Below are 13362 nucleotides of genomic sequence, written 5' to 3'. Positions count from 1 at the left end.
GAATGCGGGGAGGCGGTGGCCGCGTTACAGCCTACCGAGGGCCGCCGACACGGCAGTCCCGACACTCGACGGCCCGGTCCCCGCTACGCGATGAGCGAAATCCGGGGCCGATGTCACGCGATACGGACGTCGGCGTGTTTTGATGAGTGTCTCACCCACCGCACCACCGTCAGGAGGAGCATCACATGACTCAGATGGCCACCGACCAGACCGCCGTCGACGAGCTCGGCTCCCGTTACCAGTTGAGCGCTGCGGACCGCTGCGACAGCTGCGGAGCCCAGGCCTACATCCGCGCGACCATGGCCACCGGCGAACTGCTCTTCTGCGCCCACCACGGCGCGAAGTTCAAAGAGAAGCTGCAGCCCACCGCCATCGAATGGCTCGACGAGAGCTCCAAGCTCCTCGCGCACTGAGACACGGCGCCGCCCCGGTCCACAGCCCGGGTCGGCAGCACGACGAAGGCCCCGCATCCGATCGATGCGGGGCCTTCGTCATGTCGCCGTGCGGACGTCGTCACATGGCCTTGAACGAGCGTTCGAGGTTGTCGGCGATCACTTTCTGCGACGCGGCGGCGTACTCGTCGAGCTTGGCGTGCCCGGCGCCCGCCGAGTAGGAGATCATGCGGCGGCTCAGCGCGACTCGCAGGACCCGGTCGGTCAGAGCGGGGTTGAGAGGGAGGACCGGTCCCTTGAGCTGGGTGCCGAACGACACGCCCCGGCGCACACCCTCGCGGCCGTCGCCGTTCCCACCACCGTGGACGACGGAACCGAAAGGCTCGGCGTCCGTCCCGAGTTCGAGGTGGGCGGCATGGTCCTCGAAGCCGAAGAGGGTGATCTCGTCACCCTGGTAGTCGGTCGTCACCTGCAGGTAGTTCGTCCGACGAGGAGCCCCACGGCGGACCACGGCGTCGAAGAAGCCGACTCCCTCGACCGACTCGCCGTCGACGCCCTCGACTCCGCGGCTCAGGAGCTCGAGACCGCCTCCCACCGCCACCACCGGGACGCCGGAGGCGGCGAACGACTCCAGTGCCGGCGCGAGGCGACGAGCGTCGGCGGCGACGGCTCGGACCCCGGACAAAGGACCGTGCCCCACCACGACCACGTCGGCCACGGTCGGCACGTCGTCACCCACCCGGTACTCGAGGACGGTGCTGTCGACCCCGGCCCGGCGCGCGCGCACCGCGAGCGTGGTCACGTTGCCCCGATCACCGCTCACACCGAGCTCTTCCGGATAGAGGTGGACGATTCGGAGGACGTCGTCGCTCACGCGGTCTTCTCCAGGTCGGGGTGGCCGAGGATGCGGCGGGCCAGCATCATCTGCTCGTAGTTCGTCACGAAGTGCTTCGTGTTGTCGCTCGGGGACGGGAGTGCCCGCATCAGGCGGATGGCCTTCGAGATGTCCTCTTCGATCACGTGGACGGGGATGCCCTCGTGCTCGAGCCGCAAGGCCAACTGCCAGGCCTTCGCACCCGCGAGGACGTCGACGTGGTCGAGGTGCGAGAAGTCGATGTCGTAGATCCACGAGATGTCGGGCGTGCCCTCGTCGATCGCCAACATGACCTGCTCGACGCCTTGCGGGAGTGCGTCGAGGTTCATCTGGAGGCTCGCCGCGTTCTTGAACATGATGAACTCGGCCTCGTCGGCGCCGAGGGACATGCGCTCACCGCGACCGTAGGCCGGCTTCATGCTCTCGAAGGCCCGCTGGACGGCAGTCGGGTCGACCGGGTGCCCCAGGACGATCGAGGCCGTCTGGAGGGCCGCCGCGGCGTCCACGGCGTAGTGCAGACCGCGCGCCGGCAGCCGGACGTCGATCGGGGTGCCGGAGACGGTGATGGTGGCGCCCGTGCCCGTGAGAGCGGTCACCTCGGTTTCGGCGGTCAGCGAGGTGTCGGCCTCACGGCTGAAGTCGTTGGCGTTCTGGAGGCCGTTGGGTGACGCGGAGACGACCTCGGGTGAGGCACCGAAACGGGTCACCGTCTGGCGACCGACGGCCTTGTACGGGCCCAGGTGCTGGTCGTCGCGGTTCGTCACGACCGCGGCGGTGGCCACGGCAGCCGTGTCGGTCATCATCGTGCCGACCCGCTCGGTCTCGAAGAACCGGTACAGCTGGTCGACCTGCACGTTCAGCATGAGCACCGTCGAGGGGTGCAGGGACTTCGTCAACTCGACTGCGAACGCCTCGTCGACCTCGATCACGCCGATGTCGTCGCGGACACGACCGAACGGCGTCACCTCGCGGAGGAAGGCCGACGCGATGCCCTGAGGCAGGTTGGCACCCGTCGGGTTCGTGAACACCTTGAGCCCGTGGGCCCGGAGCGTCTCGGTCAGCATCATCGTCGTCGTCGACTTGCCGTTCGATCCGAGCACGAACACGACGCCGCGCTCGAACTGCGACGAGACGTGCGTGAGGAAATCGGGCGCGAGCTTCAGGACGGTCTGCCCCGGGTACGCGGACCCGCCGCCCCGCAACCGGGCGACCGCCCGGACGAGTCGGCCGGCCAGCACGGGGACCAGGTAACGCACGGGCCTACTCGAGGTAGTCGCGGAGCGACTGCGAACGCGACGGGTGGCGGAGCTTCGCCATCGTCTTGGACTCGATCTGGCGGATGCGCTCGCGCGTCACGCCGAACGTGTCACCGATCTGGTCGAGGGTCTTCGGCATGCCGTCGCCCAGGCCGAAGCGCATGCGGATGACGCCGGCTTCACGCTCGGACAGGCTGTCGAGCAGCGACTCGAGCTGCTTCTGCAGCATCGTGAACCCGACGGCGTCGGCGGGCACCACGGCCTCGGTGTCCTCGATGAGGTCTCCGAACTCGCTGTCGCCGTCTTCACCCAGAGGCGTGTGGAGCGAGATGGGCTCGCGACCGTACTTCTGGACCTCGACGACCTTCTCGGGCGTCATGTCCAGTTCACGGGAGAGCTCTTCGGGCGTGGGCTCGCGTCCCAGGTCTTGCAGCATCTGGCGCTGGACGCGGGCGAGCTTGTTGATGACCTCGACCATGTGCACCGGGATGCGGATCGTGCGGGCCTGGTCGGCCATGGCACGCGTGATGGCCTGACGGATCCACCAGGTGGCGTACGTGGAGAACTTGAAGCCCTTGGTGTAGTCGAACTTCTCGACGGCGCGGATCAGACCCAGGTTGCCCTCTTGGATCAAGTCGAGGAACTGCATGCCACGGCCGGTGTAGCGCTTGGCCAGGCTGACCACGAGTCGGAGGTTGGCACCGAGCAGGTGGCTCTTGGCCCGTTGACCGTCGCGGGACACCCAGCGCAGCTCACGCTCGAGCTCGCGGCTCAGGCCGGTGCTGTTGGCGAGCTTGTCGTCCGCGAACAGGCCCGCCTCGATGCGCATGGCGAGCTCGACCTCTTCGGCCGCGTTCAGCAAGGCGACCTTGCCGATCTGCTTCAGGTAGTCCTTGACGGGGTCGGCCGTCGCGCCGGTGATGGTCGTCGAGTAGACGGGCATCTCGTCGTCGTCGTCCTGCGAGATGACGAGCGCACCGGTCGGCAGGATCTCGGGGGCGGGCTTCGTGCCCTCGCCGTCGGCGTCGTCGGCGGCAGCCGGGTCGACGACGGCCTCGGCGTCGACCTCGTCGTCGGCGGATTCGGCCGCGGCGGCCTTCTTGGCGGCTGCGGTCTTGGCCGGAGCCTTCGTCGCCGCCTTCTTGGCGGGAGCCCGCTTGGCCGGAGCCTTCTTGGCGGCGGGAGCCGTGGTCTCGGGCTCGACGGACGTGTCGTCGGTCACGGCCTCGTCGGGGGCCGCGGTCGCTTTGCTGCGTGTAGCCATGCGAACACCTTTCAGTTCTCGGTACGTTCCGGACCGGACGCGATCGTCGCGTTCACGTGCGCCGGTGAGGACGTCGACCGGCACTGGGCGTCGGCCGAATTCGGGCAGTACTAGGACCCATGTCAAGTCCTCGATCGAAAGCGCGTCGACTGCGTCGACTCGTGAACTCGATCGATGGACATGAACGGGTCCGTATCCCATTATTGCACGTCCGACCGGTGTCGGACGACACAGGGGACGTCAGGCGTCCGGCCCCCGTCGGGGCCGGTTGCGCGCGGCCTGCCATCTCCTGTTCAGGGCAACCCAGAGCGGCGCCACCTCTATTCCTTCCTCGAGGCGCAGGCCCCGACGGGTGCGACGGCGCTCGACGAGCAAGGCCACCACGCCGCCTCCGACCACCACGTACTGGACGAGCAGCGCGATGCGGAACGACTCGAAGGCGAAGAGGTCGCTCGGTTGCCCCGAGGCGATGCGGGCCGCGGCGAGTCGGTCGAGGACGACGCCGATGAGGAACATCATGACGAAGCTCGCCAGGAAGCCGCCCACGTTGACCACGCCGTTGGCGACGCCGAGACTCCGTAGCGGGTTGAACGTCCGCGCGAAGTCGAAGCCGATCAGGGAGCCCGGCCCGCCCACGCCCAGCACGACGACGAGCACGTAGGCGAGCCAGTGCGGGGGCGTCCCGGGCCACGCCAGCAACGTCGTCCAGACGACGGCGAGCACCGTGACGATCCCGAGGACGAGGTTGGAACGTCGCATCGGGTACCGGGCGACCAGCACCCCGAGGACGGGCCCCGCGACGACGCCCGACAGCACGAGCAGCGAGAGCATGCCGGAGGCCTCCCCGGTCGAGAAGCCGAGACCGCCGACCAGCAGCGGAACGCCCCACAGGAGGCTGAAGACCGTGCCCGACGACTGCGTCACGAAGTGCGACCAGAACCCGAGCCGGGTCCCCGGACGACGGACGCTCTGCCCCAGCTGTCGGCCCGCGTCGGCCCAGCTGACGACCGCCTCGGAGCGGACGCGTCCGGTCGGCGACTCCTTCACGACCAGGAGCACGACCACGGCGGCGACGACCGAGAGGGATGCCGCGCTGAGGAAGGCCGGGCCCCACCCCGCCCCGTGCAGGACGATCGACAGGGGCACGGCCGACAGCACCTGGCCGAGCTGTCCGACGTTGCCGGTCCACTGGGACACCTGCGGCAGGATCGGGCCCCGGAACCACGAGGGCAGCAGGCGGATCACCGAGATGAAGGTCATCGCGTCGCCGGCGCCGACGAGAACCCGGCCCACGACGGCCACGCCGATGGTCGGCGGCGAGAGCGCCACGACGAGCTGGCCCGCGGCCAGCAGGACGGCTCCGGCGACGATGAGCCTCTTGGGTCCCACCCGGTCGAGCAGGACGCCCACCGGGATCTGCAGCCCCGCGTAGACGACGAGCTGGACGACGGCCAGGGTCGACAGGGTGGAGGCCGAGACGCCGAAGAGGTGCTGCGCCTCGACGCCGGAGACGCCGAGCGACGACCGCTGCAGGACGGCGACGACGTAGGCGAAGACGGCGGCTCCCCAGACGAGCCAGGCACGTGCGGAGTTCACCCCGCGACCCTAGCCGACCGGGGGCTGGCCGCCGGCCCGCGCCTCCTGCGCTCCCGGATCGGAACGGACCCGGAGGCGCGGTGCCGGTCAGGAGCGGTCGTCGCCCTCGCCGTCCACCCGCCGCGTGGCGAGGAACTTCTCGAGTTCGGCGGCCAGGGCGTCCGCCGAGGGCACCTGGCCGTCCTGGTCGGTCAGCGGCGAGGGCAGCGGGTTGCCCTGCATGTAGGTGTCGTGACGCTCCTCGAGCGTGGCGACCAACCGGGAGAGCTCGTGGTTGCCGGCGACCTGCTCGTCCACCTTGACCATGAAGTCGCGACCCTCTTCGCGGAGGCGGTCGGTCGGGAAGATCAGCCCCGTCGCGGCACTGATGCTCGAGAGCGCCGCCACGGCCGCGTCGGGGAACTCGGTGTCGGCCAGGTAGTGCGGCACGAGCAGGACGAAGCCCGCCGTGGGGTGACCCGTCTCGCCGAGGCGGTGCTCGACCAGGTGCAACGCGTTGGCGGGCGCCTGGGTGACGGGTTTCCACACGGACATCGCCTCGACCAGGTCGGAGCGGTTGCCGCTGACCGTCACCCCGATCGGACGGGTGTGGGGCACGGGCATGGGGATGGAGTGCACCCAGGTCGTGGTCGAGACCCGGTAGCGCTCGACGAGTTGCACGACGGCCGCGGTGAAGCGCTGCCACTGGAAATCGGGTTCGAACCCCGCCAGGAGGAGGAAGCGTTGACCGAGGTCGTCGCGGACGAGGTACAGCGACAGGGTCGAGGGCTCGATCTCGGAGATGTGGTCCTGGTCGAAGGTGAAGGTCGGGCGACGGGCCCGGTAGTCGAGGAGCTCGTCGGCGTCGAAGGTCGCCACGAGGGTGTGGTCGAGGGTGTCGAGGACGTACTCCGCCAGCTGGCTCACCGCCGAGCCCGCGTCGGCGAACCCGGTCAGGCCGGCGACGAGCGGCAGGCCTTCGGGTACGTCGTCGGCGTCGGGGGTGATGTCGTAGAGAGCTGCGGGGTCGTGCATGGTCACCATGCTAGGCACCGGGCGTCGACGGGAGGGCCCCGTGACCACGTGCCGAGAGCGAACACCTCGGTCGATACGATGGGGCGATGACCGTCGCCACGCTCTCCGTCCTGCCGTCCGATCCGACCGCCGCCGAGGCCGACGTCCTCGTCGTCGGCGTCGTCAAGGGGGCCGACGGCCCCGAGCCGACCCTCGAGGTCCCGGGGCTCGCCGAGACGTTCGCCGCCCTGGGTGTGTCCGGCGCCCGGGACGAACTCGTCAAGGTCCCCGGGCACGGCGTCACCGCCTCTGTCGTGGCCCTCGTCGGCCTGGGCGACTCGGTCTCGGCCGAGAGCCTCCGCTACGCCGCGGGCTCTGCGATCCGTCAGCTCACGGCCGTCGACCGGGTCGTCCTGGCCCTGCCCGTGGCCGACGACGCCGAAGCCCTCGCCGCCCTCGAGGGTGCCGCGATCGCCTCGTACGAGTTCGACACGTTCCGCCACTCGTCGGCCTCCGACACGCGTCGACACGCGCGCGACATCGCCCTGGCCACGTCGACGGACGTGCCCGACCCGGTCCTGGAGCGTGCTGCCGTGGTGGCCGAAGCGGTGCACACCGTGCGAGACCTGGCCACGACTCCTCCTCAGCAGATGTACCCCCAGGCGCTCGCCGACTTCGCCGTCGCGCATGCCTCGGACGACGCCCTCTCGGTCACGGTCCTCGACGAGGACGGTCTCCGCGACGGCGGGTACGGAGGCATCCTCGGCGTCGGCCAGGGGTCGAGTCGCGGACCCCGGCTGGTCAAGGTCGAGTACTCCCCCGCCGGAGCGGCGAAGCACCTGGCCCTGGTGGGCAAGGGCATCACGTACGACACGGGCGGGCTGTCGCTGAAGCCCGCCGCGAGCATGCTCGGCATGAAGGACGACATGACCGGGGCCGCGACGGTCCTCGCCGTGACGGTGGCCGTGGCGAAGCTCCGGTTGCCCGTGCGGCTGACCGCGTGGCTCTGCATCGCCGAGAACATGCCGAGCGGCACGGCGATCCGACCTGACGACGTCCTCACGATCAAGGGCGGCACCACCGTCGAGGTGACGAACACCGACGCCGAGGGCCGACTGGTCATGGCGGACGGCCTGGTCGCGGCGAGCGACGAGCAGCCCGACGCCTTCGTCGACGTGGCCACCCTCACGGGCGCCCAGGTCGTCGCCCTGGGCATGCGCTACGTCGGGGTCATGGGCAACGACGACCTCGCGTCCGAGATCGTGTCGCTCGCCGACACGACGGGCGAGACGTTCTGGCGCATGCCGCTGGCCGCCGAGCTGCGCGCGCGCCTGAACTCCGACGTGGCCGACCTGGTGAACGCGACCCCGGGAAACACGGCGGCCGGCATGCTGCTGGCCGGCGTGTTCCTCAACGAGTTCGTCGGATCGCGTGAGGGCACGTCGACACCGATCCCCTGGGCGCACCTCGACATCGCGGGGCCGTCGAACAACAAGGGCGGCGGCTACGGCTACACGGCCAAGGGCTCGACGGGCGTGACCGTCCGCACCCTGATCGAGCTGGCCGACAAGTTTTCCGCTGCGTAGTAGGGTCGTAGGGGCGGGAGAAACCCGCTGAGATCGGGCCCCCGAGGGCATCCGCCGACGTGCGTCACGACGACGCCGCCGAACGGTGCGGTCGGTTCGGGGCCGGGCGTCGTCGCCCCCGCGACGGCCCCGCCTCGGCGTCGGGGTACCGCGGACGCACGAGGGAGTTGCTGGGTGTCGGAACAGAATTTTGACCTGGTGGTGCTCGGCGGCGGGAGCGGCGGATACGCTGCGGCGCTGCGAGCGAGCGAGTTGGGCTTGAGCGTCGCACTCGTCGAGAAGGACAAGGTCGGGGGCACCTGCCTCCACCGCGGCTGCATCCCCACCAAAGCGCTGCTGCACTCGGCCGAGGTGGCCGACGTCTCGCGCGAATCCGCCAAGTACGGCGTCAACACCGACTTCCACGGCATCGACATCGCCGCCGTGACCTCGTACCGCGAGGGCATCGTGGCCAGCAAGTACAAGGGCCTCCAGGGACTCGTCAAGGCCCGGGGCATCACGACGGTCGAGGGCGAGGGCAAGCTGACCTCGCCGTCCACCGTCCAGGTCGGCGAGACGACGCTGAAGGCCAAGAACGTCGTGCTCGCCACCGGGTCGTACTCGCGTAGCCTCCCCGGTCTCGAGATCGGCGGCAAGGTCATCACGAGCGAGCACGCCCTCGCGCTCGACCACGTTCCGAACAAGGTCGTCATCCTCGGCGGCGGTGTCATCGGTGTCGAGTTCGCCAGCGTCTGGAAGAGCTTCGGCGTCGACGTGACCATCGTCGAGGCCCTGCCCCACCTCGTCCCCAACGAGGAGGAATCGATCTCGAAGCAGTTCGAGCGTGCCTTCCGCAAGCGGGGCATCGCCTTCTCGTTGGGCATCCGGTTCCAGGGCGTCGAGCAGAACGACGACGGCGTCGTCGTCACCCTCGAGGACGGCAAGACGTTCGAGGCCGACCTCATGCTCGTCGCGGTCGGCCGTGGCCCCTCGACCGCCGGTCTCGGCTACGAAGAGGTCGGCATCACGATGGACCGCGGTTTCGTCCTGACGAACGAACGCCTCGCGACCAACGTCCCCGGCGTCTACGCCCTCGGCGACATCGTGCCCGGCCTCCAGCTCGCCCACCGCAGCTTCCAGCACGGCATCTTCGTCGCCGAAGAGATCGCGGGCCTCAAGCCGCAGGTGATCTCCGACGTGAACATCCCCAAGGTCACCTACTCCGACCCCGAGGTCGCATCGGTCGGCCTGACCGAGGTCAAGGCCGCCGACCAGTACGGCGCCGACAAGGTCACCAGCTACGACTACAACCTCGCGGGCAACGGCAAGAGCCACATCATCGGCACGAGCGGCTCGGTCAAGGTCGTCCGCGTGGTCGACGGCCCCGTCGTCGGCGTGCACATGATCGGCGCCCGCGTCGGAGAGCTGATCGGCGAGGCACAGCTCGCCGTCAACTGGGAGGCCTACCCGGAAGACGTCGCCCCCCTGATTCACGCGCACCCCACCCAGAACGAAGCCCTCGGAGAAGCCATGCTGGCCCTCGCGGGCAAGCCGCTCCACGCGATGTAGATCCAGAGCACCATAGCTCCTGCGAAGCAGGGGCCCGCATCACCACCACAGCAATCACAGACACACAAATGTCGTCAAAGGAGCCCCACAGATGAGCGAATCCGTCAACCTCCCGGCACTCGGTGAGAGTGTCACCGAGGGTACGGTCACCCGCTGGTTGAAGAACGTCGGTGACCGCGTCGAGGTCGACGAGCCGCTGCTCGAGGTCTCGACCGACAAGGTCGACACCGAGATCCCTTCGCCCGTCGCCGGTGTGATCGAAGAGATCCTCGTCGCCGAGGACGAGACCGTCGAGGTCGGCACCGCCCTGGTCCGCATCGGAGACGGCGGCGCCTCCGAGGCCCCCGCGGACGAGCCCGAGGCCGCCGCAGAGCCCGGGCAGGCTCCCGGGGCCCCCGCCGAAGCAGAGGCCGAAGAGCCGGAGGTCGCCTCGTCCGCCGCTCCCGCCCCCGGCGAGGACTCCGCAGCCAGCGCACCCGAGCCCGCCCCCGCGGTGGACCCGGCTCCCGCGGCACAGCAGGACGCCGCGGGCCAGCAGCCCGCCGCAGCGCAGCCCGAGGCCTCCCGGCCCAGCAGCGAGCAGCCGGCCCCCTCGGCACCGACCCCGTCGCCTGCCACGGGCTCGTCCGAGACGTCGGCACCCGCCACCCCGGCCCCGAGCAGCGGTGCGCCCGTCGGCTACGTCACCCCGCTCGTCCGCAAGCTGGCGAACGAGAAGGGCGTCGACATCTCGACCCTGACGGGTAGTGGTGTCGGAGGTCGCATCCGCAAGGAAGACGTCCTCGCCGCCGCCGAGGCCGCCGCGTCCTCGACCACCTCGGCACCGGCCTCCACCGGTCCTGCTCCGATCGAGGTCTCGCCGCTGCGGGGCACGACCGTCCCGATGTCGCGCCTCCGCAAGGTCGTCGCCGAGCGCGCGGTCCAGTCGATGCAGGCCATGGCCCAGCTCACCAGCGTGGTCGAGGTCGACGTCACCAAGGTCGCGGCGTTCCGTGACGCGAACAAGGGTGCCTTCCTCGAGAAGACCGGCAACAAGCTCTCCTTCCTGCCCTTCTTCACCCTGGCGGCCGCCGAGGCACTCAAGGCGCACCCCAAGCTGAACGCGACCGTCGACGGCGACTCGATCGTCTACCCCGACCACGAGCACGTGGCCATGGCGGTCGACACCGAGCGCGGTCTGCTGACGCCGGTGATCAAGAACGCCTCCGACCTCGACCTCGCGGGCATCGCCGGTCAGATCGCCGATCTCGCACAGCGCACGCGGGACAACAAGCTGAAGCCCGACGAGCTGGCCGGTGGTACCTTCACCGTCACGAACACGGGTTCGCGCGGCGCACTGTTCGACACCCCGGTGGTCTTCCTGCCGCAGGTGGCCATCCTCGGCACCGGCATCGTCGTCAAGCGACCGGTGGTCATCAAGGCCGACGGATCGGAGTCCATCGCGATCCGGTCGATGGTCTACCTGGCCCTGTCGTACGACCACCGCATCGTCGACGGTGCGGACGCCGCGCGCTTCCTCGTCGCCGTCAAGGAGCGTCTCGAGGGCGGGGACTTCTCGTCCAAGCTCGGCATCTGACACCCGTCGGGTGAGGCCGACCCTCACCGATCGACGAACACGTCGCGAAGCCGCCAACCGGCCTCGGTCCTCATCACGAGGACCGAGGCCGGTTCGCCGTGAGGGCCCGTCGCCTCGAGCATGACGGTCCCGCCGCTTCGTGACTCCCCGCCCGTCAACTCGAGCAGGACCGTCGCCGCGCCGGCCAGCGAGGGGTCGTCGAGCACGGCCGCGTCCCGGAGCGCGATCGGGGAGCCCGGTTGGTCGACGGCGTCGAGACAGCTGGGGGTCACGTCCCGCAGGCACTCCAGTCGCGACGCCAGGAGCACCTCCGCGGCCGCGGTGGCATCGTCACCGACCACGAGCGCCTCGACCTCGTCGGGAGCCCCGGTTCCGCCCGTCCGAGCACGTGTGGTCGTGGTGGTCCCCGGGGAGTCCCCACCGGGACTCCCCGACGTCGATGCCTCGGCCCCGGCCGAGGCTGAGGCTGCACCCACCCCGTCGGCGGATCCGTCATGGCGTGTCGTAGTGGCCGGGCCGAGGACGACCGCCGCACCGGCGACGACGACGGCACCGGCTGCGAGCAGTCGATACCGCCTTCGGACGGCCCCGAGGGCGGGGATCACCTGTCGCGGTCGCAGGTCCCGCACACCGGCGATCACACGGTCGAGCGCCTCCGATTCGGGCAGGAGCGCGAGCCAGCCCCGCATGACCGGCTCGTCCTCGGGGGCCGACACGAGGGGGCCTCCCCCGAGACCGTCGTCGACGCCCTCGACCAAGTCGTCGACGCTCGAGAGCGGAACGGCGTCGCCGAGGTCGAAGACCGACTCGACGAGTGACTCGAAGCTCGTCGCGTCCAGGGTCGGCGTCGAGTCCCGCGACGCCGGTCGCGCCGCCCGCTCGACGACGGCCCGGGCGAACTGCGCCGCCACCGGCAACGACGCGCGCTCGGCGTCCGGCCCGGCGGCCGCTTGCTGCACGCCCACCAGCACGGGGGCCCCACGGGCGTCGATCTCGACGTCGTCGACGTCGAGAGCACCGATGGCCGTCCCCCGACGGGCCAGGTGCTGGACCGCATCCAGCACGGGCACGACGAGGGTGATGGCCTCCCCCGGCTCGGGACGCCCCCGGGCGGTGAGCCACGAGGCGAGCGGGTCGCCGCCGAGGTCCTCGAAGACGAGCACGAGCTCGCCCGACGCACTCGTCAGCACGTCGACCAGGGACGCGACGTGCGGGTGGCCCGCACGCGCGAGGGCACCCGCCGCGGCGCGGGGGGGGCGTCCTGCCGGGCCCGACCCGCGCCTCCTGAGCACGACGCGTGACCCGCCGGGTGCTTCGGCGAGGATGCGCTCCACCCCGCCGTCGAGGCGCCGGGAGAGCACGCGGTAAGGGCCGATCGACTCGCTCGTCATGAAGCGATGGTGTCGTCCCGTGGCCGGCGGCGTCGTGCCGCCGCCGACCGCTGTCGACCGTCGACGGATCGGAGTCCCTGGGGAGGACTCGTCGGGACCGCTTACCCCGTATCCTGGTCCACATGGCTCGTCGCACGTCCCCCGAGAACACGTCCCCGAAACCGCCGAAAGAACCCGGCCGTCTCAAGCAGATGTGGCAGGGCTTCCAGATGACCCGCCGCGTCGACAAGACGGCGCTGCCGATGATGCTGCTGGCGTTCTTCGTGCCCGTGCTGCTCGGTGTGGTTGCCGCGCTGCTGCTCACGGGCGGCAACGTGCTCGCCCTCGTGCTCTACATCGTCGTCGGCGTCATGCTCGGGTTCCTGCTGCTGCTGATCGTGCTGGGCCGGAAGGCCGAGCGCGCAGCGTACTCGCAGATCGAGGGGCAGCCCGGTGCCGTCGGTGCCGTCATGAAGAGCGGCCTGCGTCGTGCGTGGCGCGCCGCCGAGATGCCCGTGGCCGTCCAGGGTCGCAGCCAGGCTGCGGTGTACCGCGCGGTCGGCAAGCCGGGTGTGGTGCTCGTCGCCGAGGGCGGCGCCGGTCAGACGCGCCGACTCGTCGACGAAGAGCGTCGCAAGGTCACCCGCATCCTCCCGAACGTCCCGGTCCACGTCCTCAACGTCGGCCCCGACGCCGACTCCGTGCCCCTGCACAAGCTCGCAGGACGCATGAACAAGCTCAAGTCGTCGATCAACCGCAACGAGGTGCTCGCCGTCAGCAACCGCCTCCAGTCCCTCGGTCAGAACGGCCTGCCCATCCCCAAGGGCGTCGACCCCTTCAAGGTGCGGTCGGGTCGTCCGCGCTGACCCCGGCGACATCCGCCTCGACGTGACGTGACGACGGCGCC

Annotated in this window: 11 protein-coding genes; 5 read left to right on the top strand and 6 right to left on the bottom strand. The window is 70.3% G+C overall.

Annotated features, from left to right (window positions below):
- The first annotated feature begins 185 nt into the window (after positions 1–185).
- Complete coding sequence (locus AEQ27_RS07085) at positions 186–413, top strand: hypothetical protein (protein WP_043592677.1); 228 nt, start codon at positions 186–188, stop codon at positions 411–413.
- A 100-nt stretch (positions 414–513) separates the two neighbouring features.
- Here AEQ27_RS07085 and AEQ27_RS07080 read toward each other — a convergent pair whose 3' ends face one another.
- From AEQ27_RS07080 to AEQ27_RS07060, 5 genes are all read right to left on the bottom strand, one after another.
- On the bottom strand, positions 514–1266 hold the full coding sequence (locus tag AEQ27_RS07080; protein ID WP_054146013.1) for a hypothetical protein: 753 nt from the start codon (positions 1264–1266) through the stop codon (positions 514–516).
- Entirely contained in the window at positions 1263–2522 is a 1260-nt protein-coding gene (locus tag AEQ27_RS07075) for a MurT ligase domain-containing protein (RefSeq protein WP_054146012.1), read from the bottom strand. The genes AEQ27_RS07080 and AEQ27_RS07075 overlap by 4 nt, the downstream gene beginning before the upstream one ends.
- A gap of 4 nt (positions 2523–2526) precedes the next feature.
- Positions 2527–3786: an RNA polymerase sigma factor gene (locus AEQ27_RS07070; RefSeq protein ID WP_054146171.1), complete on the bottom strand. Its 1260-nt coding sequence runs from the start codon at positions 3784–3786 to the stop codon at positions 2527–2529.
- Positions 3787–4026: 240 nt separating this feature from the next.
- Positions 4027–5382 (bottom strand): nitrate/nitrite transporter, encoded by a 1356-nt coding sequence (locus tag AEQ27_RS07065; protein ID WP_054146011.1) that lies wholly within the window; start codon positions 5380–5382, stop codon positions 4027–4029.
- An 87-nt stretch (positions 5383–5469) separates the two neighbouring features.
- Positions 5470–6396, bottom strand: a complete 927-nt coding sequence (locus tag AEQ27_RS07060) for a proteasome assembly chaperone family protein (RefSeq protein WP_054146170.1) — start codon at positions 6394–6396, stop codon at positions 5470–5472.
- Positions 6397–6482: 86 nt separating this feature from the next.
- Between AEQ27_RS07060 and AEQ27_RS07055 the strand changes: the two genes are divergently transcribed.
- The 3 genes from AEQ27_RS07055 (at position 6483) to sucB (ending at position 11085) form a co-directional block, all read left to right on the top strand.
- A complete protein-coding gene (locus AEQ27_RS07055; protein ID WP_054146010.1) occupies positions 6483–7961 on the top strand; it encodes a leucyl aminopeptidase in 1479 nt (492 codons plus the stop codon).
- A gap of 174 nt (positions 7962–8135) precedes the next feature.
- The gene (gene lpdA, locus AEQ27_RS07050; RefSeq protein WP_054146009.1) at positions 8136–9509 is read left to right on the top strand and encodes a dihydrolipoyl dehydrogenase; all 1374 of its coding nucleotides are present in this window, start codon (positions 8136–8138) and stop codon (positions 9507–9509) included.
- A gap of 91 nt (positions 9510–9600) precedes the next feature.
- Positions 9601–11085: a 2-oxoglutarate dehydrogenase, E2 component, dihydrolipoamide succinyltransferase gene (gene sucB, locus AEQ27_RS07045; RefSeq protein WP_054146008.1), complete on the top strand. Its 1485-nt coding sequence runs from the start codon at positions 9601–9603 to the stop codon at positions 11083–11085.
- Positions 11086–11108: 23 nt separating this feature from the next.
- Here sucB and AEQ27_RS07040 read toward each other — a convergent pair whose 3' ends face one another.
- Positions 11109–12476 (bottom strand): hypothetical protein, encoded by a 1368-nt coding sequence (locus tag AEQ27_RS07040; RefSeq protein WP_054146007.1) that lies wholly within the window; start codon positions 12474–12476, stop codon positions 11109–11111.
- A 122-nt stretch (positions 12477–12598) separates the two neighbouring features.
- Between AEQ27_RS07040 and AEQ27_RS07035 the strand changes: the two genes are divergently transcribed.
- Complete coding sequence (locus AEQ27_RS07035; protein WP_054146006.1) at positions 12599–13321, top strand: DUF4191 domain-containing protein; 723 nt, start codon at positions 12599–12601, stop codon at positions 13319–13321.
- The last annotated feature ends 41 nt before the right edge of the window (positions 13322–13362 follow it).

Source organism: Frigoribacterium sp. RIT-PI-h, from assembly GCF_001297205.1.
Lineage (GTDB): Bacteria > Actinomycetota > Actinomycetes > Actinomycetales > Microbacteriaceae > Frigoribacterium.
Note: the sequence above shows the minus strand (reverse complement) of the source record. Positions and strands in the feature narration are given on the sequence as shown.

Bases quoted from the DNA above. Each gene is read 5' to 3' on its own strand.
- AEQ27_RS07070 (WP_054146171.1), bottom strand. From the start codon at position 3,786: ATGGCTACACGCAGCAAAGCGACCGCGGCCCCCGACGAGGCCGTGACC.
- AEQ27_RS07060 (WP_054146170.1), bottom strand. From the start codon at position 6,396: ATGCACGACCCCGCAGCTCTCTACGACATCACCCCCGACGCCGACGAC.
- sucB (WP_054146008.1), top strand. From the start codon at position 9,601: ATGAGCGAATCCGTCAACCTCCCGGCACTCGGTGAGAGTGTCACCGAG.
- AEQ27_RS07035 (WP_054146006.1), top strand. From the start codon at position 12,599: ATGGCTCGTCGCACGTCCCCCGAGAACACGTCCCCGAAACCGCCGAAA.
- AEQ27_RS07055 (WP_054146010.1), top strand. From the start codon at position 6,483: ATGACCGTCGCCACGCTCTCCGTCCTGCCGTCCGATCCGACCGCCGCC.
- AEQ27_RS07085 (WP_043592677.1), top strand. From the start codon at position 186: ATGACTCAGATGGCCACCGACCAGACCGCCGTCGACGAGCTCGGCTCC.
- AEQ27_RS07040 (WP_054146007.1), bottom strand. From the start codon at position 12,476: ATGACGAGCGAGTCGATCGGCCCTTACCGCGTGCTCTCCCGGCGCCTC.